The organism is Terriglobia bacterium, assembly GCA_020073205.1.
Classification (GTDB): Bacteria; Acidobacteriota; Polarisedimenticolia; order Polarisedimenticolales; family JAIQFR01; genus JAIQFR01.
Genome location: JAIQFR010000037.1, coordinates 23,499 through 44,589 on the forward strand (window position 1 = coordinate 23,499; position 21,091 = coordinate 44,589).

The 21,091-nt window shown below is 69.1% G+C and carries 21 protein-coding genes and 4 tRNA genes; 24 read left to right on the forward strand and 1 reads right to left on the reverse strand.

Translation table 11 applies throughout. The features are described from left to right. The first annotated feature begins 35 nt into the window (after window positions 1–35). The 4 genes from LAO51_09715 to argF all read left to right on the forward strand — a co-directional run bounded on the left by LAO51_09715 (window position 36) and on the right by argF (window position 4,641). On the forward strand, window positions 36–665 hold the full coding sequence (locus tag LAO51_09715; protein ID MBZ5639017.1) for a hypothetical protein: 630 nt from the start codon (window positions 36–38) through the stop codon (window positions 663–665). Between the two features lie 36 nt (window positions 666–701). Next, window positions 702–2,096 (forward strand): sigma-54 dependent transcriptional regulator, encoded by a 1,395-nt coding sequence (locus LAO51_09720; GenBank protein ID MBZ5639018.1) that lies wholly within the window; start codon window positions 702–704, stop codon window positions 2,094–2,096. A 268-nt stretch (window positions 2,097–2,364) separates the two neighbouring features. After that, the gene (locus LAO51_09725; GenBank protein ID MBZ5639019.1) at window positions 2,365–3,681 is read left to right on the forward strand and encodes a cyclic 2,3-diphosphoglycerate synthase; all 1,317 of its coding nucleotides are present in this window, start codon (window positions 2,365–2,367) and stop codon (window positions 3,679–3,681) included. 39 nt (window positions 3,682–3,720) lie between these two features. Next, entirely contained in the window at window positions 3,721–4,641 is a 921-nt protein-coding gene (argF, locus tag LAO51_09730) for an ornithine carbamoyltransferase (GenBank protein MBZ5639020.1), read from the forward strand. A 3-nt stretch (window positions 4,642–4,644) separates the two neighbouring features. Here argF and LAO51_09735 read toward each other — a convergent pair whose 3' ends face one another. Then, window positions 4,645–5,319: a ubiquinone/menaquinone biosynthesis methyltransferase gene (locus tag LAO51_09735; GenBank protein ID MBZ5639021.1), complete on the reverse strand. Its 675-nt coding sequence runs from the start codon at window positions 5,317–5,319 to the stop codon at window positions 4,645–4,647. A gap of 206 nt (window positions 5,320–5,525) precedes the next feature. Between LAO51_09735 and rplM the strand changes: the two genes are divergently transcribed. The 20 genes from rplM to rpoB all read left to right on the forward strand — a co-directional run bounded on the left by rplM (window position 5,526) and on the right by rpoB (window position 21,079). Then, a complete protein-coding gene (gene rplM / locus LAO51_09740; GenBank protein MBZ5639022.1) occupies window positions 5,526–5,975 on the forward strand; it encodes a 50S ribosomal protein L13 in 450 nt (149 codons plus the stop codon). 21 nt (window positions 5,976–5,996) lie between these two features. Further along, window positions 5,997–6,398, forward strand: coding sequence for a 30S ribosomal protein S9 (gene rpsI, locus LAO51_09745; GenBank protein ID MBZ5639023.1), 402 nt, complete (start codon window positions 5,997–5,999; stop codon window positions 6,396–6,398). 37 nt (window positions 6,399–6,435) lie between these two features. Then, window positions 6,436–7,359 (forward strand): 30S ribosomal protein S2, encoded by a 924-nt coding sequence (gene rpsB, locus LAO51_09750; GenBank protein MBZ5639024.1) that lies wholly within the window; start codon window positions 6,436–6,438, stop codon window positions 7,357–7,359. Window positions 7,360–7,467: 108 nt separating this feature from the next. Beyond that, the gene (tsf, locus tag LAO51_09755; GenBank protein ID MBZ5639025.1) at window positions 7,468–8,067 is read left to right on the forward strand and encodes a translation elongation factor Ts; all 600 of its coding nucleotides are present in this window, start codon (window positions 7,468–7,470) and stop codon (window positions 8,065–8,067) included. Between the two features lie 52 nt (window positions 8,068–8,119). Further along, window positions 8,120–8,848, forward strand: coding sequence for a UMP kinase (gene pyrH, locus LAO51_09760; protein ID MBZ5639026.1), 729 nt, complete (start codon window positions 8,120–8,122; stop codon window positions 8,846–8,848). Between the two features lie 90 nt (window positions 8,849–8,938). Further along, a complete protein-coding gene (gene frr, locus LAO51_09765; protein MBZ5639027.1) occupies window positions 8,939–9,499 on the forward strand; it encodes a ribosome recycling factor in 561 nt (186 codons plus the stop codon). Window positions 9,500–9,540: 41 nt separating this feature from the next. Continuing rightward, window positions 9,541–10,704, forward strand: a complete 1,164-nt coding sequence (gene ispD, locus LAO51_09770; GenBank protein MBZ5639028.1) for a 2-C-methyl-D-erythritol 4-phosphate cytidylyltransferase — start codon at window positions 9,541–9,543, stop codon at window positions 10,702–10,704. Beyond that, window positions 10,701–11,543, forward strand: coding sequence for an RNA methyltransferase (locus tag LAO51_09775; GenBank protein MBZ5639029.1), 843 nt, complete (start codon window positions 10,701–10,703; stop codon window positions 11,541–11,543). Before ispD ends, LAO51_09775 begins: the two co-directional genes overlap by 4 nt. A gap of 64 nt (window positions 11,544–11,607) precedes the next feature. Further along, window positions 11,608–11,682: transfer RNA gene (locus LAO51_09780), tRNA-Thr, on the forward strand. Window positions 11,683–11,774: 92 nt separating this feature from the next. Beyond that, a tRNA-Tyr gene (locus tag LAO51_09785) sits at window positions 11,775–11,861 on the forward strand. A 37-nt stretch (window positions 11,862–11,898) separates the two neighbouring features. Then, window positions 11,899–11,974, forward strand: a tRNA-Gly gene (locus tag LAO51_09790). A gap of 56 nt (window positions 11,975–12,030) precedes the next feature. Next, window positions 12,031–12,106 (forward strand) — tRNA-Thr (locus tag LAO51_09795). Window positions 12,107–12,247: 141 nt separating this feature from the next. Beyond that, window positions 12,248–13,435: an elongation factor Tu gene (gene tuf / locus LAO51_09800; GenBank protein MBZ5639030.1), complete on the forward strand. Its 1,188-nt coding sequence runs from the start codon at window positions 12,248–12,250 to the stop codon at window positions 13,433–13,435. 17 nt (window positions 13,436–13,452) lie between these two features. After that, window positions 13,453–13,638, forward strand: a complete 186-nt coding sequence (gene secE, locus LAO51_09805) for a preprotein translocase subunit SecE (GenBank protein ID MBZ5639031.1) — start codon at window positions 13,453–13,455, stop codon at window positions 13,636–13,638. A gap of 17 nt (window positions 13,639–13,655) precedes the next feature. Further along, complete coding sequence (gene nusG, locus LAO51_09810; GenBank protein ID MBZ5639032.1) at window positions 13,656–14,186, forward strand: transcription termination/antitermination protein NusG; 531 nt, start codon at window positions 13,656–13,658, stop codon at window positions 14,184–14,186. A gap of 98 nt (window positions 14,187–14,284) precedes the next feature. Continuing rightward, window positions 14,285–14,710, forward strand: coding sequence for a 50S ribosomal protein L11 (rplK, locus tag LAO51_09815; protein ID MBZ5639033.1), 426 nt, complete (start codon window positions 14,285–14,287; stop codon window positions 14,708–14,710). An 11-nt stretch (window positions 14,711–14,721) separates the two neighbouring features. After that, window positions 14,722–15,423 carry a 50S ribosomal protein L1 gene (gene rplA, locus LAO51_09820; GenBank protein ID MBZ5639034.1) on the forward strand — a complete coding sequence of 234 codons (702 nt, stop codon included), beginning with the start codon at window positions 14,722–14,724 and terminating at the stop codon, window positions 15,421–15,423. Window positions 15,424–15,431: 8 nt separating this feature from the next. Next, complete coding sequence (gene rplJ, locus LAO51_09825; protein MBZ5639035.1) at window positions 15,432–15,965, forward strand: 50S ribosomal protein L10; 534 nt, start codon at window positions 15,432–15,434, stop codon at window positions 15,963–15,965. A 119-nt stretch (window positions 15,966–16,084) separates the two neighbouring features. Continuing rightward, window positions 16,085–16,459 carry a 50S ribosomal protein L7/L12 gene (gene rplL, locus LAO51_09830; GenBank protein ID MBZ5639036.1) on the forward strand — a complete coding sequence of 125 codons (375 nt, stop codon included), beginning with the start codon at window positions 16,085–16,087 and terminating at the stop codon, window positions 16,457–16,459. A 147-nt stretch (window positions 16,460–16,606) separates the two neighbouring features. Next, window positions 16,607–21,079 (forward strand): DNA-directed RNA polymerase subunit beta, encoded by a 4,473-nt coding sequence (gene rpoB / locus LAO51_09835; protein MBZ5639037.1) that lies wholly within the window; start codon window positions 16,607–16,609, stop codon window positions 21,077–21,079. Window positions 21,080–21,091 lie beyond the last annotated feature (12 nt).

Consider the following 21,091-nt stretch of genomic DNA (forward strand, 5'->3'; position numbering starts at 1 on the left):
TAACTTGAAGGGGTGGGGTTCGGGGGAGCACGTCGATGAGAGCAATCCGGATGGCCGCAGGTGTCCTGGTGATCGCGTGGGCGACTCTTGCGGGGATCGCGGCCCTCGCAGAAGCGCCCGAGAAGCAACCGTCCTCGAAAGCCGAGAAGAAGCCCGGGACACCTGTCGCGCCCGCGAAGGAGTCGCCTGCACCGTCCGTTCCCGAGGGGGCGGCCGTTTCGGACGAGCCGGGACACGTCTACACCAACGACGACCTCGATCGCCTGCCCCAAGACCCCGCGGAGCGGCGCCGCGCGCCGGTCCCGGCGGCTCCGCCGGCCGGGAAGGGCGCCGAGAAACCCGCGAGCGCGCCACCGGATCCGCTCAAGCAATTGGAAGACGACCAGGCGCGTGCCGCGGGGCTCAAGGCGCAGATCGGCGCGGCGGAGAAGCGGGTCGCGGCGGCGGAAGCGCGAGTTCGCGACCTCGAGAAGCAAGCGCTCGAGATCAAGAACCCGTATCTGCCGCGGCCGGAGATTCCACCCGAGCAGGCCGACGCGTGGAAGCGGATGACGAACGGGGAGCGCCTCAAGGCCACCGAGGACGAGATCGCCTCCGCCCGGAAGGCGGTGGAGGACGCGAAGGCGGACCTCGAGAAGCTGCGCTCCGCCGCCGGGGTCCATTGACAACCTCAGGAAGCGCCTCCTAGACTTCGCCGCGGCATGCCTCCCGTCCTGCTGGTCGAAGACCGCGACAGCCTCAGGGTCATGCTGCGCTCGGCGCTGGAGGCCGAGGGGTTCTCCGTCGAGGAGGCCGCCGACGGGACCCGTGCGGTCAAGGCCCTCGGCGCCGGCCGCTACCTCGCGGTCATCACCGACCTCAAGCTCCCTGGCGCCGACGGCCACAAGGTGCTCGCCGCCGCGCGGGAGGCCGATCCCAACCTCCCGGTGATCGTCATGACCGCGTATGGGACCATCGAGGACGCGGTCGGGGCCATCAAGGGCGGGGCGTTCGATTTCCTGCCCAAGCCGGTGGATCCGGACCACCTCGTCCTCCTCCTGAGGCGGGCCGCGGAGAGGAAGGCGCTCCTCGAGGAGAACCTCCTGCTCAAGGAGGAGTTCGCCGAGCGGCTCGGCTTCCCTCGGATCATCGGCGAGTCGCCGTCCCTCGTGGAGGTCTCGCGGCAGATCCAGAAAGCGGCCCCGACCGACGCGACGATCCTGATCGAGGGGGAGTCGGGGACCGGGAAGGAGCTGTTCGCCCGCGCGATCCACCACCTGAGTCCGCGGAAGGACGCGCCGTTCGTCGCGATCAACTGCGCCGCGATCCCCGAGACGTTGATCGAGAACGAGCTGTTCGGGCACGAGAAGGGGGCGTACACCGGGGCGGCCACCGCGAGAGCGGGGCGGGTGGAGCTCGCCGACCGCGGGACGCTGTTCCTCGACGAGATCGGCGAGCTGGGGCAGGGCGTCCAGGCGAAGATCCTGAGGGTGCTCCAGGAGCGGACCTTCGAGCGCGTCGGCGGGAATCGAACGCTCTCGGTCAACGTGCGAATCGTCGCGGCGACCAACCGCGACTTGAAGCGCGCGATGGCGCGAGGCGCGTTCCGGGAGGACCTCTACTTCCGCCTCGCGGTGGTCACGCTCACGGTCCCGCCGCTCCGCGAGCGTCGAGGGGACGTTCCGGCGCTCGCGGCCCACTTCCTGGAGCGGTATCGCCGGGAGCTGGGGCGCGAGGGGCTCCGGTTCTCCGACGCCGCGAACGAGGCGCTCCGCGCCCACGACTGGCCGGGGAACGTGCGAGAGCTCGCCAACTGCATCGAGCGGGCCGCCATCCTCACCGATGGCGAGAAGATCGAGCCGCGCCACCTCGGCCTCCAGGCCGCGGTTCCGGCGGGGGACGAGATCGAGGACCTGTGCCGCGCGGTGACCGCGGAGGGCCCCCTCGATGCGGTGTCGGCCAGGGCCCGCGACCTCGCCGAGACGGTCGCGATCCGGCGGGCCCTTGGCCGCGCGGGAGGCAACAAGGCTCGCGCCGCCCAGCTGCTGGAGGTCAACTACAAGCGCCTCCTGACGCGCATTCGAGAGCTGGCGCTCGAGGACGAGCCGACGTCTTGACCGCCCCGTTCCCTCTGCTATAGTACGCGTTCGGTCCGCCGGGCCAACGCCACGGCCCGCGGGTGACGGGGAACCCCCGCGGAGACGCCCGTAAAGCAGGTTGGCCAGCCGTAGCGACACGGATGGGTGCGGACCGGTCCGGCCCCCGCCCCGGCCCGGATACCCGGGAGGGATTGGGAGGCACCGCCGGGGGCGCGCGGGCGGCCCTGGGGCTCACGGTTCCCCGAGGAGCGCGTGCGCTCCCGATGCCGCACGGAGGCTGGCCATGATGGCGCGCAAGGTCCTCATCCTCGGAGCTGCCGGAAGGGACTTCCACAACTTCAACGTGTTCTACCGCGACGACCCCGCCCATCGGGTGGTGGCCTTCACGGCGACGCAGATCCCCGACATCGCCGGGCGGCGCTACCCGTCGGAGCTGGCGGGCCGGCTGTACCCGTCGGGGATCCCGATCCGCGCCGAGGACGAGATGGAGTCGCTGATCGGCGATCTCGCGGTGGACGACGTGGTGTTCTCCTACTCGGACGTCGCTCACGAGGCCGTCATGCACCTGGCCTCGCGCGCGGTCGCGGCCGGCGCGAACTTCCACCTGCTGGGCGCGGTCGCCACGATGATCCCCTCCAGCGTCCCCGTCGTGTCGGTCTGCGCGGTGCGGACCGGGAGCGGCAAGAGCCAGACCACCCGGAAGGTCGCCGAGATCCTCCATGCCGGCGGCAAGCGCGTCGTCGCCGTCCGCCACCCGATGCCGTACGGCGACCTGGTCCGCCAGAAGGTGCAGCGCTTCGCGGCGTACGAGGACCTCGACCGCCACGAGTGCACCATCGAGGAGCGGGAGGAGTACGAGCCCCACATCGACCGCGGCACCGTCGTGTACGCCGGCGTCGACTACGGCGCCATCCTCGCGGAGGCCGAGAAGGAGGCCGACGTCGTGCTCTGGGACGGCGGGAACAACGATCTGCCCTTCTACCTCCCCGACATCGAGATCGTCGTCGCCGATCCGCACCGCGCGGGGCACGAGCTTCGATACTACCCGGGCGAGGCCAACCTCAGGCGGGCCGACGTCGTGGTGATCAACAAGATGTCCAGCGCGACGGCCGAGGGGCTCGACGTCGTGCGGCGGAGCATCGCCGCGGTCAATCCGGGCGCGACGGTGATCGAGGCGGACTCTCCCGTCACCGTGTCGGAGCCGGAGAAGGTCAAGGGGAAGAGGGTCCTCGTGATCGAGGACGGTCCCACGCTGACCCACGGCGAGATGACGTACGGCGCCGGGGTGGTCGCCGCGAGGCAGCACGGCGCCGCGGAGATCGTGGACCCGCGCCCCTATGCGGTGGGGAAGCTGGCCGAGACCTTCCGCAAGTACCCGAAGACGGGGCCCGTGCTTCCCGCGATGGGATACGGCGAGGAGCAAACGCGCGACCTCGAGGCGACGGTCAAGGCGACGCCCTGCGACCTCGTCGTCATCGGGACGCCGATCGACCTCCGGCGTATCATCTCGTTCGACAAGCCGACGGTCCGGGTGACCTACGATCTCGCGGAGAGGGGGAAGCCCGATCTCGCCGACGTGCTGGCCCCGATCCTGGCCCGGTGACATCCGATCGAGGAGGGAGCGGACGTGAACGTCGAGAGCCTGGCCGGACGTGACCTGATCTCGCTTTTGGACTGGACCTCCGAGGAGGTCGCCGCGGTCCTGACGCTCGCCGCCGAGGTCAAGGCGAACCCGGCGCACTACGCGAAGGCCCTCCAGGGCAAGACGCTGTTCATGTACTTCGAGAAGCCTTCCCTGAGGACGCGCGTCACGTTCGAGGCGGGGATGACCCAGCTCGGGGGGCACGCGATCTACTACTCGTCGGCCGACGGGAAGATCGGCGTGAGGGAGGGGGTCGAGGACGTGGCGCGAAACCTCGAGCGCTGGGTGGACGGCGCCATGTGCCGGACCTTCAGCCACTCGATGGTGGAGGACCTGGCGCGGCTCTCGGGGATCCCGGTGATCAACGGCCTGACCGACCGCCTCCACCCCTGCCAGGCGCTGGCCGACTTCATGAGCCTGGGCGAGGTCGAGGAGGAGCTCAGGGGGAAGCGGCTCGTGTACGTCGGGGACGGGAACAACGTCGCGCACTCGCTCATGGAGACCGGGGCGCGCCTCGGAGTCGACGTCACCGTGCTGACCCCGGAGGGGTACGGACCGTCGCCGGAGGTGATTGCGGCCTGCGTCGAGGCGGCGGCGTCGACGGGGGCGACGATCACGGTCGGCACCGACCTCGCCCTCGTCGCGGGGGCGAACGCGGTCTACACCGACGTCTGGGCGTCGATGGGCCAAGAGTCGGAAGCGGAAGAGCGCCGCCGGGTCTTCCTGCCGTACCAGGTGAACGCGGCGCTGATGGCCCGCGCCGGCGGAGACGCCGTGTTCATGCACTGCCTGCCCGCGCATCGCGGCGACGAGGTCACCGACGAGGTCGCCGACTCTCCGCAGTCGCTGATCTTCGAGCAGGCGGAGAATCGCCTGCATGCCCAGAAGGCCGTGATGCTGGCGCTGATGGGCGGGGTGTAGCCGCTAGGCTCCCTTGATCGCGGTGTGAACGCACACGATCCCGCCCGTCAGGGGGGTCCAGCCCGCGGCGGCGAATCCCGCTTCCCGCAGGACTCCGGCGAACTCCGGCGGATCGGGGAACTCCGCGATGGTGCGCGCGAGGTATCCGTACGGTCCCTGCTGTCCGGAGACCCGGTCGCCGAGACCGGGCAGCACCCGGTTCAGGTACAGCCCGTAGATTCCGGAAAGCGCCCGCGAGGTCGGCCTGCTGAACTCCAGGACGACGAGCCGGCCCCCCGGCCGGAGCACGCGCAGGATCTCCCTCAGGCCGGCCCCGAGGTCCGCAAGATTTCGGACCCCGAACGCCACCGCCACCGCGGCGAAGGCGCCGTCGCGGAAGGGCAGGCTGAGCGCATCCGCTTCGAGGAGCAGGCACCGCGAGACGAGACCGCGCCGCTCGAGCTTCGCGCGCGCCCGGACCAGCATGGGGCGGGCGAAGTCGGCGCACACCACGAGGGCGTCCTTGCGGGACCCCGCGAGCTCGGCCGCCAGGTCGCCGGTTCCCGAGCAGAGGTCGAGGATGGCTCCGCCGGACCCGCCGGCGGCCTCCGCCGCGGCGACCCGGCGCCACCCGACGTCGCGGCCGAGGCTCAGCACGCGATTCAGGAGGTCGTAGCGGCGCGCGATGGCGCCGAACATCGTCCGGACTCGGGCGGGATCGCGGCTCTCCGCGGCGGGCAAAGGGCACCTCCCGGGCCGAGTATAGCAACCGGCGGGGGAAGCCCGGCCGTGGGAAGGCACCGCGGTTCTTGACAATACCCCGGCCGGATGGTAGAAAGTCGTTTTCGCCTGGGGGGTTTCTGCGCGCTCGAGCGCGCCGGAAGGAACAGGAAGAGGAAGGCCGGATGCGGACGTACGTGCCCAAGGCAGCGGAGATCAAGCGGGTGTGGTGGGTGGTGAATGCCGACGGCCTGACCCTCGGTCGCCTCTCCACCGCGGTCGCCGACCGGCTCACGGGGAAGCACAAGCCGTCGTACACGCCGTTCCTCGACACGGGCGACCACGTCGTGGTGGTGAACGCGGCGAAGGTCCGGCTCACGGGGCGCAAGCTGAAAGACAAGATCTACCGGCATCACTCGGGCTACCCGGGCGGCCTCAAGGAGATCCCCGCCGGGAAGCTCCTCGCGAAGCACCCCGAGCGGTTGATCGAGCTCGCCGTGAAGGGAATGCTGCCGAAAGGGCCGATGGGACGGCAGATGGCCCGGAAGCTCAAGGTGTACCCAGGGGACCGGCATCCCCACGAGGCGCAGCAGCCGCAGCCGCTCCCGATCCCCGACGCGGCGCGGGCTCGATAGCCCACCGAGAGGAGAGGACGGATCTTGAGAGAGGGCGCGATTCAGTATTACGGGACCGGCCGGCGCAAGACCTCCGCGGCGAGGGTGTACCTTCGCCCCGGCTCCGGCACCATCCGGGTGAACGACAAGCCGTTCGACGATTACTTCCCGAACGAGATGCTCAAGATGATCATCCGGCAGCCGCTGGTGATCACCGAGACCGCGGACAAGTTCGACCTCCACGTGAGGGTGGGCGGCGGCGGGTACGCCGGCCAGGCCGGAGCGCTTCGCCACGGCATCGCGCGCGCCCTCGTGTCCTACAACCCGGAGCTCAGGGGCCGCCTCAAGGAGGCCGGGTTCCTGACGCGGGACCCGCGAAAGGTGGAGCGGAAGAAGTACGGCCGGCCCGGCGCCCGCAAGCGGTTCCAGTTCTCGAAGCGCTGACGGGGGCGGACCCGAATCCAGAAAGGGAGGCACGCTGTTGGTTTCCGTGACGATGAAGGACCTCTTGGAGGCCGGCGTCCATTTCGGCCACCAGACGCGGCGCTGGAATCCGAAGATGAAGGAGTACATCTTCGGCGCGCGGAACGGCATCTACATCATCGACCTGCAGAAGACCGTGCGGAAGCTGCGCGAGGCCCTCGCCTTCGTGCACGAGCTGGCGGCCTCGGGCGGGACGGTGCTCTTCGTGGGAACCAAGCGGCAGGCGCAGGAGGTCGTCGCCGAGGAGGCGGCCCGTTGCGGCCTGTACCACGTGAACCAGCGCTGGCTCGGCGGGACGCTGACGAACTTCGCGACGATCCGCAAGAGCCTGACCCGCCTCCGCGAGCTCGAGGAGATGGCGGGCGGCGAGCGGGTGGCCCACCTGACCAAGAAGGAGGCCGCCCGTCTCGAGAAGGAGCGGGAGCGGCTCGACAAGGCCCTCATGGGCATCAAGACCATGGAAGGGTTGCCGCAGGCCCTGTTCGTCGTGGACCCGCAGAAGGAGAAGATCGCCGTCGCCGAGGCCAACAAGCTGGGAATCCCCGTGATCGCCATCGTGGACACCAACTGCGATCCCGAGCCGATCCAGTTCCCGATCCCCGGCAACGACGACGCGATCCGGGCGATCAAGCTGTTCGCCGGAAAGTTCGCCGACGCGATCCTCGAGGGGCGCGGACTCTGGGAGGCCGTGCGGCGGGAGCGCGAGGCCGAGGCGGAGAAGCGCGCGGCGGCGGGAGTGCAGAACATCGCCGAGCGCGTCCGTGCCCGCGAGGCCCGTCGCGAAAAGCTGCGGGCCCAGGCCCAAGCGGCACGAGGCGGGCGCGGCCGGGGTCCGGGCCCGTCCCGCGGCCCGAGGCAGGGCGGCGAGGGTGGCTCGGAGGCGCCCGTCGTCGCGGCGGACGAGCCCAGCGCGGCGGAGTAGGCCCCGGAACGGATTCTTCCGAGCCCCGTCGCGGCACGACCCGCGCCGGGGCTTTTTGATGCCGGGTGCCCCGCGCGGGAGCCGGCGCCCTTATGGAGTGATCACGAGATGGATATCAACGCGGCCGTGGTCAAGCAGCTTCGCGAGAGGACCGGCGTGGGGATGATGGAGTGCAAGAGCGCGCTCCTCGAGGCCAAGGGGGACGTGGCCGAGGCGGAGAAGGTCCTGAGGAAGCGGGGGGTCTCCGCCGCGGCGAAGAAGGCCGGCCGGGCCACCGGCGAGGGGGCCGTCGCCTCGTACATCCACACCGGCGGGAAGATCGGGGTCCTGCTGGAGGTCAACTGCGAGACGGACTTCGCCGCGCGCAGCGCCGACTTCCAATCGCTCGTGCACGACGTCGCGATGCACGTCGCCGCGGCGGCGCCCCGCTTCGTCCGCCGCGAGGAGGTCGACGAGAAGGTCGTGGCCGAGGAGCGGGAGATCGCGCGGGACCAGGCCGCGAAATCCGGCAAGCCGGCGCAGGTCGTGGAGAAGATCGTCGAGGGGAAGGTGGAGAAGTTCTTCGCGGAGACCTGCCTCCTCGAGCAGCCCTTCGTGAAGGACCAGGACAAGACCGTGGGCCAGCTGATTACGGAGGCCGTCTCGCGGATCGGCGAGAACATCAAGGTGCGGCGCTTCGCCCGGTTCGTGCTCGGGGAGAACGTCTAACCCATCCGGCCGCGCGCCTCGAAAAGGCGCGCGCGCGGCGCGGGGGCGCGCGGTGGCCGTCAAGGATCAACCGCTACGTTACCGCAGGATCCTCCTGAAGCTCTCCGGCGAAGCCCTGCTCGGAGATCGCGCGCACGGCATCGACGCCAACGTGGTCGGAAGGCTCTCCGACGAGATCCGAGAGATCCACGGAATGGGGGTCGAGCTGGCCCTCGTGGTCGGCGGCGGGAACATCTTCCGCGGAGGCGAGGCGGCGTCGGCGGGGATGGACCGCGTCACCGCCGATCACATGGGGATGCTGGCGACGCTGATGAACTCCCTCGCGCTCCAGGACGCCCTGGAGAAGCGCGCGGTCACGACCCGAGTGCTTTCCGCCCTGGAAATCCGCCAGGTGGCGGAGCCGTTCCTCAGGCGGCGGGCGCTCCGGCACCTCGAGAAGGGGCGCGTGGTGATCCTGGCCGCGGGCACCGGCAACCCCTATTTCACCACCGACAGCGCTGCGGCTCTGCGCGCGATGGAGGTCAAGGCCGAGGTCCTCCTCAAGGCCACGAAGGTGGACGGCGTCTACACGCGGGACCCGGTCAAGGACAATACGGCGGAGCTTCTGAAGCGGGTCGGGTACCTGGAGGTGCTGGATCGCGGCCTGAAGGTCATGGACAGCACGGCGATCTCGCTCTGCATGGACAACCGGCTGCCCATCGTCGTGTTCAACATCCGCGTCCCCGGCAACATCCGGCGGATCGTGCTCGGAGAGGACATCGGCTCGATCGTTGCCGGGTGAGGCCGGAGCGGGACCGGGCGGGAAGGGCCGTCAGGAGGCGCCGCCGGCAGGCACGGCCTGCGCGGTGAGCGAGCCGGAGGCGAACGCATCATGGCGATGAAGACGATCCTGGACCAGGCGGACAAGAAGATGGCGGCGACCCTGGCCGATGCCCGGCACAAGCTCGCCGCCGTCCGGACCGGACGCGCGTCGCTCGCGCTTTTCGACGGCGTGATGGTGGACTACTACGGGACGTCGACCCCGCTCAATCAGGTGGCGAAGCTCTCGATCCCCGAGCCCACCCTGATCGTCGCTCAGCCTTTCGACCCGTCGACGCTCGGCGCGATCGAGAAGGCGATCCAGTCCTCGGACCTCGGGCTCAACCCGGCCAACGACGGGAAGCTCATCCGCATCCCGATCCCGCCCCTGACCGAGGAGCGCCGGAAGCAGCTCGTGAAGAAGGTCCACGCGCTCGGCGAGGACGCGAAGACCGCGATAAGGCAGATCCGGCGCGAGGCGAACGAGGAGATCAAGAGGATCGAAAAGGCGGGGGAGGTCTCGGAGGACGACGGCCGCCGCGGCCTCGATGAGGTCCAGAAGAAGACCGACCGGTTCGCGGCCGACGTCGACGCGCTCTGCAAGAACAAGGAAAAGGACCTGATGGAGGTCTAGCGTCCGGCCTCACGTCTTCTCGAGGAGCAGCGGTGCGGGAGATCGTCGGGGTCGTGGTCGCGGCGGGGCGAGGGGTCCGTCTGGGCGGAGCGACCCCCAAGCAGTTCGCCAGGATCGGCGGCCGCACGCTGATCGAGCGCGCGGTGAGCGCGCTCGCGTCGCGCGACGGCGTGTCCGGCGTCGTGGTCGTCCTTCCCGCGGATCTCCTCGGCGTCCCCGCGGCCGACGACGCGCGCCGCCTTCGGGGGGTGCTCGCGGTCGTTCCCGGAGGCGAGACGCGCGCGGCCTCGGTCCGGCTCGGCGTCGCGGCCGCCCAGCCGTGCCGTCACGTCCTCGTCCACGACGCCGCGCGGCCGCTGGTTCCGGCCGGGGTGGTGGACGCGGTCGTCGAGGCCACCCTCCGTCACGGCGCGGCGATCCCCGTCGTCCGCGTAAGGGACACGGTCAAGGAGGACGACGGGAACGGCTTCTCCGCGCGAACTCTCGACCGGTCGCTCCTGCGCCTGGCCCAGACCCCACAGGGATCGCGCACCGACTGGCTCGTGGACGCGCTCGAACGCGCCTCGCGCGCGGGAGTCGAGCCGACCGACGAAGCCCAGGTGCTCGAGCTGGCGGGGCGACGCGTGGCCCTCGTTCCCGGCGACCCGGGTAACGTCAAGATCACCGAGCCCGCCGACCTCGAAGCGGCACGCCGCCATCTCGAGGGAGAGGCGACCTCGCTCAGGGTGGGGACCGGCTTCGACGTCCACCGTTTCGACGAGGGGAGGGCGCTCGTGCTCGGCGGCGTGGCGTTTCCGGACGAGCGTGGTCTCTCCGGGCACTCCGACGCCGACGTGGTGCTGCACGCCGCCATGGACGCCGTGCTCGGCGCCGCGGCGCTCGGCGACATCGGCGCCCACTTCCCTCCCGGGGATCCCCGGTACGCCGGTGCACCGAGTACGGGCCTCGCGCGGGAGGTGGCTCGGATGCTCCGCGAGAGCGGGTTCGAGGTGGTCAACCTCGACCTGACGCTGTTGGCCGAGCGACCCCGTGTCCGGGACCGGGCCGCCGCCATGCGGGAGGCCATCGCCGGCTGCTTCGGGATCGACATCGGCCGGGTCGGCCTGAAGGCGACGACTCTCGAGGGACTCGGCGCCCTCGGCCGAGGGGAGGGCATCGCTTGCCAGGCGGTGGCGCTCGTGTCCCGCGGAGGGGAGCCGCCGTGAACCGGCGACCGCGCCCCGGCTCGCCGCCGCGGACGGGGCCGAGGGAGATTGCCGCACGCGGCCGGACCAACGAATCGGAGCCGGGAGAAGTCCTGTACGGCGTCCACCCCGTTCTCGAGGCCCTCGAGGCGGGTCGGCGGACGATCGATCGGATCCTGGTGGCGCGCGACAGCACTCAAGGGCTCGGCCGCGCTCTGCGAAAGGCGAGAGAAGAGGGCGTTCCCGTCGCGCACCTCCCGCGAGAGGTCATCGCGCGCAAGGTCGGGCGGCGCGCGGTTCATCAGGGGATCGTGGCCCTGGTATCGGCGGTCGCCTACGCCGACCCTGACGAGATCTGCCGGGACGCCACCGGGCGCGCGGACGGCCTGATCCTCGTCCTCGACGGGATCGAGGATCCGAGGAATCTGGGTGCGGCGGTGCGCTCGGCTGCCGGGGCGGGGGCTTCGGGGATCCTCCTCGGGCTCGAGGGCACGGTCGGCTTGACCGCAGCGGCGGCGAAGTCGTCCGCCGGAGCGGCCGAGAGGATTCCCGTGGCTCGGGAGCCCCGGTTACCGGAGAGGCTTCTGGCGCTTCGGACGGCCGGGTTTCGCGTGCTCGGTCTCGACGCGCGGGGCGAGCGGGCATGGGACGCGCTCGATCTCTCCGGCCGCAACGTGATCGTGGCGGGGGGCGAGGGGCGCGGACTCCGGAAGCGGCTAGCGGACGCCTGCGACCATCGGGTCTTCGTCCCGCTGGAGCGCGGCGTCGAGTCGTTGAACGTGTCGGTGGCGGTGGCGGTGGTGCTTTTCGAGGCGGTCCGCCAGCGCCGCCGGATGAAGAGGGACGGCACGTCGGAGTGAAAAACCGTGCCAGCCCCTTGAAAGCCGGGAGGACCGCTGGTAACATCTGCCGTTTGTCAAGGCGGCTGGCGTAGCTCAGGGGTAGAGCAGCGGTTTTGTAAACCGCCGGTCAGGGGTTCGAATCCCTTCGCCAGCTCCAGGGGCGTCGGCGACGGGATGGGCCGACGGTTCCGGGAGCGTGCGGAAGGACGGGAAGAACGGGAGACCGGCGCGGCGTCGACGGCGCGGTGCGGAGAGGTTCCCGAGCGGTCAAAGGGAGCAGACTGTAAATCTGCCGGCCTAAGGCCTTCGGAGGTTCGAATCCTCCCCTCTCCACCATGACTCGGGCCGGCACGGAAAATGGAGGGATCGTCGGGCGGGAATAGCTCAGCTGGTAGAGCATCAGCCTTCCAAGCTGAGGGTCGCGGGTTCGAGTCCCGTTTCCCGCTCCAAAGTTTCGAGCAGGTGCGGTCGCGCACGGCCCGGGCGCGGGAAGGCGGTTCGCCGGGCCCATGTAGCTCAGTCGGTAGAGCACTTCCTTGGTAAGGAAGAGGTCACCGGTTCGAATCCGGTCATGGGCTCCACCTGTCCCGGCGACGTGACGCGGCGCGATCGAGCAGCCTGGCGGGAGCGAGCGGGCGCCGGCGCCAACGCGCCGGAGCGCTCGGGGGGACGAATCAGCCGTCTTCGCCTCGGGAGGCCGGGACGGCGGAGAGGGAGTGCCGATGGGCAAGGAGAAGTTCGAGCGTACGAAGCCGCACGTGAACGTGGGGACGATCGGGCACGTGGACCACGGGAAGACGACGCTGACGTCGGCGATCACGATGGCGCTGGCGAAGCTGAACCCGAAGATCCAGGTACGGTCGTTCGACTCGATCGACAACGCGCCGGAGGAGAAGGCGCGGGGGATCACGATCGCGACGGCGCACGTGGAGTACGAGACGCCGAATCGGCACTACGCGCACGTGGACTGCCCCGGCCACGCGGACTACATCAAGAACATGATCACGGGGGCGGCGCAGATGGACGGGGCGATCCTGGTGGTGTCGGCGGCGGACGGCCCGATGCCTCAGACGCGGGAGCACATCCTGCTGGCGCGGCAGGTGGGGGTGCCGGCGATCGTGGTGGCGCTGAACAAGGTGGACATGGTGGACGACCCGGAGCTCCTGGATCTGGTGGAGCTGGAGGTTCGGGAGCTGTTGACGAAGTACGAGTTTCCCGGGGAGCAGATTCCGATCGTGCGCCTGTCGGCGCTGAAGGCGATGCAGGGCGACGAGGCGTCGTGGAAGGACGTCTACAAGCTGATGGAGTCGGTGGACAGCTACATTCCGATGCCGCAGCGACCGATCGACAAGCCGTTCCTGATGCCGATCGAGGACATTTTCTCGATATCGGGGCGGGGGACGGTGGTGACGGGACGGGTGGAGCAGGGGCAGGTGAAGGTGGGGGAGGAGATCGAGATCGTGGGGATCCGTCCCACGGTGAAGCGGGTGGTGACCGGGGTGGAGATGTTCAAGAAGCTCCTGGACTTCGCCCAGGCGGGGGACAACGTGGGGCTGTTGCTTCGCGGGACGGAGCGGGACGAGGTGGAGCGGGGTCAGGTGATCGCGAAGCCGGGGTCGATCACGCCGCACACGAAATTCCAGTGCGAGGTGTACGTGCTGTCGAAGGAGGAAGGGGGTCGCCACACGCCGTTCTTCACGGGGTACCGTCCGCAGTTCTACTTCAGGACGACGGACGTGACGGGGGTGGCGAAGCTGCCGGAGGGCGTCGAGATGGTGATGCCCGGGGACAACGTGCGGATGGAGATCGAGCTGATCACGCCGATCGCGATGGACAAGGGGCTCAGGTTCGCGATCCGGGAGGGTGGCCGGACGGTGGGCGCCGGCACGGTCACGGAGATCATCCAGTAGTCGGCTGGTACCAGCGGTTGAGGACGTTCCTGGTCGAGGTCTGGGCCGAGCTGCAGAAGACCTCCTGGCCCGCACGGCGCGAGGTCTACGGGACGACGGTGGTGGTGATCATCGCCGTCGTGATCTGCGCGGTGTACCTCTACGTGGTGGACACCGCGCTGAATTCCGGCATCCAGTTCCTGTTCAAGACGGTGGGGCGGTGATGGCCGCCGAGGCAGCCATGGCCAAGCAGTGGTACATCGTCCACACCTACTCCGGCTTCGAGGGGAAGGTGAAGGAGAGCCTGCGCCAGCGCGCCGACGCCATGGGAATGTCGGACGTGATCGAGGACATCCTGATCCCCACCGAGGAGGTCGTCGAGGTCCGGGACGGGAAGAAGACGCGCTCGACCCGGAAGTTCTTCCCGGGGTACGTGCTCGTGAAGATGGAGATGTCCGACGCGGCCTGGCACGTGGTCAAGAATACCCCGAAGGTCACGGGGTTCGTGGGCACGGGGAGCAAGCCCGTGCCGCTCAGCGACGCCGAGGTGGAGCGGATCGTCAATCAGGTCGCGGTGTCGGCGGACCGGCCGAAACCCAAGCTGGAGTACCGGACCGGCGAGCCGGTGAGGATCGTGGACGGACCGTTCAGCAACTTTACCGGCCAGGTCGAGGAGGTCAACGAGGACCGCTCGACGCTGAAGGTCATGGTGACGATCTTCGGGCGGGCGACGCCGGTGGAGCTGGGGTTCCTGCAGGTGGAGAAGGTCTGACGGGGCCCCGCGGAGGGCCGGCGACGACGGGAAGGCGAACGCACGCTCGATCGAGCGAGCCGGGCGCCGGGGCCGAGCGTCGGGATTAGGAAGGCAAAATGGCGAAGAAGGTCATCGCGATGATCAAGTTGCACATCCCCGCGGGGAAGGCCACGCCCGCTCCGCCGGTCGGTCCGGCCCTGGGCCAGCAGGGTGTGAACATCATGGACTTCTGCAAGAACTTCAACGCCCGCACCGCGAAGGGGGAAGGGATCCTCACGCCGGTGGTCGTCACCGTCTATCAGGACCACTCCTACAGCTTCGTGACCAAGACGCCGCCCGCGTCGGTGCTGCTGGCGAAGGCCGCGGGAATCCCGAAGGGTTCCGGCACGCCGAACAAGCAGAAGGTGGGCAAGGTCACCCGCGCGCAGATCGAGGACATCGCGAAAACGAAGCTGCAGGACCTGAACTGCGACACCTTGGAGGCGGCCGTCCGCGTGGTGGAGGGCAGCGCCCGCTCCATGGGAGTGGAGATCGTCGGCTGACAGGAGGCCCCATGTCCAGACACGGCAAGAAGTACGCATCCGCCCTCAGCAAGGTGCCGGCCGGCGTCCACGACGTCCCGGCCGCCGTCGGTGTGGTGCGGAGCTCCTCGTTCGCCAAGTTCGACGAGTCGCTCGAGCTGGCGATGCGCCTCGGCGTCGACCCGAAGCACGCCGATCAGATGGTCCGCGGGACCGTCGTGCTCCCTCATGGCACCGGGAAGAGCAAGCGGGTTCTCGTGATCGCCGGCGGGGAGAAGGTGAAGGAGGCCGAGGCGGCGGGCGCCGACTGGGTCGGCGGGGCGAACATGGTGGCGAAGATCCAGGAGGGATGGACGGACTTCGACGCGGTGATCGCCACCCCCGACATGATGAAGGACGTCGGGAGGCTCGGGAAGATCCTTGGACCCCGCGGCCTGATGCCGAATCCCAAGACCGGCACCGTGACCTTCGACGTCGCGAAGGCGCTGACCGAGATCAAGGCGGGCAAGGTCGAGTTCCGCGTGGACAAGACCGCGATCATCCACGTCCCCGTCGGGAAGCTGTCGTTCCCGGATCAGAAGCTGGTGGAGAACGCGCAGGCCGTGATCCAGGCGGTGATGAAAGCGAGGCCCGCCGCCGCCAAGGGGCGGTACCTGAAGTCGATCTACCTTTCCTCGACCATGGGCCCATCCGTGAAAGTGGACGCCGGCCTGATCGAGGCCGCGCAGGCGTGAGGTGAACCTTGAACCGCACTGAGAAGAACGACGCCATCCAGGCGATGGCCGAACAGTTCCAAAAGGTACCCCACGTCATCGTCACGGACTTCAGGGGGCTGACCGCGAACCAGTCGTCCGACCTCAGGCGGAGGATCCGGGCGGCCGGCGGCTCGTATCAGGTGGTGAAGAACCGTCTGGCGAAGCGCGCCAGCGCCGGGTCCGCGACGGGGCAGCTCGCGAGCCACCTGGTGGGGCCTTGCGGGCTCGCCTCCCACGCCTCGGACCCGGTGGCCCTGGCGAAAGTCCTGACCGATTTCAACAAGGACAACCCGCAGCTCCGCCTGGTCGCGGGGGTGGTGGACGGCCGCGACCTGGTGGACGCCGAGGGGATCAAGACGCTGTCCAGGCTCCCCGGGCTCCAGGAGATCCGGGCGCAGATCCTGGCCCTGGTGCAGACGCCCGCCACCATGCTCGTGCGCCTCCTCTCGACCCCGGGAACCGAGTTGGCCCGCGCGCTGGACGCGCGGCGCGAGAAGCTCGAGGGCGGCGGTTCGGAATGATCGCAGTCGAGGCTCCGGCGCCCGGCGCCGGTGGGAATTCTGAAGACGTTTCGTCAGCCGACGCGCCGCGGTGATTCCCGGCGCCGGGAAGACGAGAGGAAACACGGAGGATCGTTGAGATGGCCGACCTTCAGGCAATTGCAGAGAACCTGAGTTCGCTGACCGTGATCGAGGCCGCGCACCTGGTCAAGATGCTCGAGGAGAAGTGGGGCGTGTCCGCCGCCGCTCCCGTGGCGATCGCCGCCGCGGGCGCCATGCCGGCCGCCGCCGCCGTCGAGGAGAAGACCGAGTTCGACGTGGTCTTGAAGGAGGTCGGCGAGAAGAAGATCAACGTCATCAAGGTCGTCCGGGAAGTCACGAGCCTGGGCCTCAAAGAGGCCAAGGACCTCGTCGACGGCGCCCCCAAGACCGTGAAAGAGGGGGTCTCGAAGGACGAGGCCGAGACGATCAAGAAGAAGTTCGAGGCCGAGGGGGCGAAGGTCGAGATCAAGTAGGAGGCTCGTGTGCCGTTTCCGCAGCCGGCTCCGCGGCCCCCAGGGGGCGAGGGGGTCGGAGAGGTGGATTCCAGGCAGATGGGACTCGTGTGCCTTCTCGCGTCGCGGCCCGGAGCCCGGGCACGCCGACAGGGGGTATGAACCGCGATGTCCGAGACCCCGAATCTCGTGGCGACGAAGCAAGTCAGCTTCTCCAAAATCCGGACGGCGATCCCGATCCCGAACCTCATCGAGGTCCAGAAGCGCTCGTACGAGCGCTTCCTCCAGATGCGGCTCGCCCCGGCGGACCGAGAGAACGCCGGCCTCCAGGCGGTGTTCAAGTCCGTGTTCCCGATACGGGACTTCCGGCAGACCTGTTCCCTGGAATTCGTGGAGTACACGATCGGGAACTGGGAATGCAAGTGCGGCGAGCTGCAGGGGATCGAGCACCTGAGGAGCGAGTGCCAGTCCTGCGGGCACCGCCTGATCGCGCCCGAGACCCGCGGGGAGGAGGTCGTCTGCCAGTCGTGCGGCAACCTCACCGCCGTGGCCATAAGGGAGTGTGAGCAGTGCGGCGACCCGGTGGGTCTCAAGTTCAAGTACGACGTCGAGGAGTGCCAGGGAAGGGGGCAGACGTTCACGGTCCCGCTCAAGGTCACGATCCAGCTCGTGGTCTACGACAAGGATCCCGACACCGACGTTCGGAGCATCCGGGACATCAAGGAGCAGGAGGTCTACTTCGGTGAGATCCCGATGCTCACGGAGAACGGCACCTTCATCGTGAATGGCACCGAGCGCGTGATCGTGAGCCAGCTGCACCGGAGCCCCGGGGTGTTCTTCCAGGCGGACGCCGCGAAGATCGTCTACATGGGCAAGGTGATCCCGTACCGCGGCTCCTGGGTGGAGTTCGAGTATGACCAGAAGAACGTCCTCTACGTCCGGATCGACCGGAAGCGAAAGTTCCCCGCCACCGTCTTCCTCCGGGCCCTCGGCCTCGAGGACGACCCGTCGATCCTCCGGGCGTTCTACTCGCCGGTTCGGGTCAAGGTCGAGGAGGGCCACTTCGCGCTTCGGGCGGGCCCCGGCCTCGAGGGGCGCAAGGCGCGCGCCTCGGTGAGCCATCCGAAGTCCGGCGAGGAGATCCTCAAGAAGGGTCGGCGCATCCGCGCGGAGCAGGTCGACGCTCTGGCGAAGGCGGGCATCGAGTGGGTGGCGGTGGACGAGGCGGAGCTCGAGGGCGCCCACGCGATCCAGGACCTCGTCGATCCGGCCACCGGAGAGGTGATGGCGGAGTCCGGGCGCCCGATCGTTCCGGAGACCCTCGAGGCGCTGGCCGGCCAGGCCGGGTCCGACTTCGAGGTCGTTTTCCCGGATCGGGAGGACGTCGGGACGATCCTCGTCGAGACGCTGGCGAAGGACTCGGTCAAGAGCCAGAACGAGGCCCTGCTCGAGATCTACCGCCGCCTCCGTCCGGGCGACCCCCCGACCCTCGAATCCTCGAGGAACCTGTTCAACAGCATGTTCTTCGACCCCACCCGCTACGACTTCTCCCGGGTCGGCCGTCTCAAGTTCAACACGAAGCTCTACGGGGTCTCCCAGAGCCAGTGGCCCACCGGCGTCCGCGAACGGTGGGAGAAGGCGGAGGACCGCACGCCGTCCCGCGACGACTTCATCGAGGTCCTGCGGTACATGCTGAAGCTGCGGAAGGGCGTGGGCGAGCTGGACGACATCGACCACCTGGGCAACCGCCGCGTGCGGAGCGTGGGGGAGCTGCTGGAGAACCAGTTCCGGATCGGCCTGGTCCGCATGGAGCGGGCGATCAAGGAGAAGATGTCGGTCTACCAGGAGATGACCACGGCGATGCCGAACGACCTGATCAACGCCAAGCCGGTGATGGCGGCGATCCAGGAGTTCTTCGGCTCGAGCCAGCTCTCCCAGTTCATGGACCAGACCAACCCGCTCTCCGAGGTGACGCACAAGCGCCGCTTGAGCGCCTTGGGCCCCGGCGGGCTCTCGCGGGAGCGCGCCGGCTTCGAGGTCCGCGACGTGCACCCGACCCACTACGGTCGGATCTGCCCCATCGAGACCCCGGAGGGGCCGAACATCGGCCTCATCTCGTCGCTGTCCTGCTACGCCCGGATCAACGACTACGGGTTCATCGAGTCGCCCTACCGGAAGGTCGAGAAGGGGCGGGTGGTCGACTACGTGGCGATCGTCCGCACGGGACAGGGCTCGTACAAGCTGCACGAGGTGGTGGCCGCCGAGGAGTTCGAGCGGGAGCGCAAGCGGCTGGAGAAGGCGGGCAAGGTCCCCCCGCAGGCGGAGCCGCACTCCTTCTACCTGACCGCCTGGGAGGAGGATCGCGGGGTGGTGGCGCAGGCGAACGCGCCGCTCCTTCCGGACGGCAGCTTCGAGCAGGACCGGGTCAACGCCCGGGTCGCGGGCGAGTTCAAGCTGGTCCCGCGGGACGAGGTGGACTACATCGACGTGTCGCCCAAGCAGCTCGTCTCCGTGGCGGCATCCCTTGTGCCGTTCCTCGAGAACGACGACGCGAACCGGGCGCTCATGGGCTCGAACATGCAGCGCCAGGCCGTGCCGCTCCTGCGTCCCCGGGCGCCGTTCGTCGGGACCGGCATGGAGTCCATCACCGCACGCGACTCGGGCGCGGTGGTGATCTGCCGTCGCGCGGGGGTCGTGGACCTCGTGGACTCGAGGCGCATCATCGTCCGGGTCGGCGCCGAGGGGCGCGAGGATTTCGGCGCGGACATCTACAGTCTCATCAAGTTCCGCCGCTCGAACCAGAACACGTGCATCAACCAGAAGCCGATCGTCCGCAAGGGGCAGCGGGTGGGGAAGGGCCAGGTGCTCGCCGACGGGCCGTGCACCGACCTGGGCGAGCTGGCGCTGGGACGGAACGTGCTGGTGGCGTTCATGCCCTGGCGGGGGTACAACTTCGAGGACGCCATCCTGGTCTCCGAGCGGCTCGTCCGCGAGGACTCCTTCACCTCGATCCACATCGAGGAGTTCGAGATCGAGGCGAGGGACACCAAGCTCGGACCCGAGGAGATCACCCGCGACATCCCCAACGTCGCGGAGGAGTTCCTCAAGGACCTGGACGAGTCCGGCGTGATCCGGATCGGCGCCAACGTGAAGCCGGGCGACATCCTGGTGGGGAAGGTCACCCCGAAAGGGGAGACGCAGCTCACCCCGGAGGAGAAGCTCCTCCGCGCGATCTTCGGGGAGAAGTCCGGCGACGTCAGAGACGCGTCGCTCACCACACCGCCCGGGATCGAGGGGACGGTGGTGGACGTGAAGATCTTCTGCCGGAAGGGGGTCGAGAAGGACCTCAGGGCGCAGGAGATCGAGAACGCCGACATCGAGCGGATGCGCAAGGACATGGAGGACCAGCGGCGGATCCTGCTCGAAGAGGACCGCGAGCGGCTCATCGAGCTACTGGAGCGCGAGAAGGTGGTCGCCCCGCTGAAGTCCCGCAAGACCCGGCAGACGATCCTCGAGGAGGGCGCGACGCTGACCCGCGAGGTGATGGCGGAGATCGACACGGAGGACCTGAGGCGCTGCGAGATCCGTCCGGTCCGTGCCGAGAAGCTCAGCGAGATCCGGCGGATCGAGGAGAGGACGAGAAAGCGCATCGAGATCCTGAAGAAGCTCAACGAGGACAAGATCGCCCAGCTGCAGAAGGGCGACGAGCTGGCGCCGGGCGTCATCAAGATGGTCAAGGTGTACGTGGCCATGAAGCGCAAGCTGTCGGTGGGCGACAAGATGGCGGGCCGGCACGGCAACAAGGGCGTCATCGCCCGCATCCTCCCCGAGGAGGACATGCCGTGGCTCCCGGACGGCCAGTATGTGGACGTGGTGCTGAACCCGCTGGGCGTCCCGTCGCGCATGAACGTCGGCCAGATCCTGGAGACGCACCTCGGGTGGGCCGCGGCCCAGCACGGGGTCGCCCTCGAGCGCGCGCTCGCGACCGAGCGGGCCGCCGCCGCCGTTGAGATCCGCCGGTACCTCCTGTCGGCGCTCCCCCCGGGGGCCGTCCGAGAGGACGTGGAGGCGGCCGACGACGACGGCATCCTCGAGATGGGGCGGACGATGGTCGACGGCGCGCGCTTCGCCTCCCCGGTGTTCGACGGGGCGACCGAGGCGGACATCAAGCAGCAGCTGCGCTCCGCTGAGCTCCCCGACTCCGGGAAGATCCAGCTCCGGGACGGGCGGACCGGGGTTCCCTTCGAGCAGCCGGTCACGGTGGGGTTCATCTACCTGATGAAGCTGTCCCACCTCGTGGACGACAAGATCCACGCCCGGTCGATCGGTCCCTACTCCCTCATCACCCAGCAGCCGCTGGGCGGCAAGGCGCAGTTCGGCGGACAGCGGTTCGGCGAGATGGAGGTCTGGGCCCTCGAAGCGTACGGGGCCGCGCACATCCTGCAGGAGCTTTTGACCGTCAAGTCCGACGACGTGTACGGTCGGACGAAGATCTACGAGTCCCTCGTGAAGGGGGAGCCCACCGTGGAGCCGGGGCTTCCCGAGTCGTTCAACGTATTGGTCCGAGAGCTCCAGAGTCTCTGCCTCGACGTCGAGCTCCTGAGCGACCGACCGGACGCCAGGGGCCCCTCGACGATCTGACCGGGCGGGAGG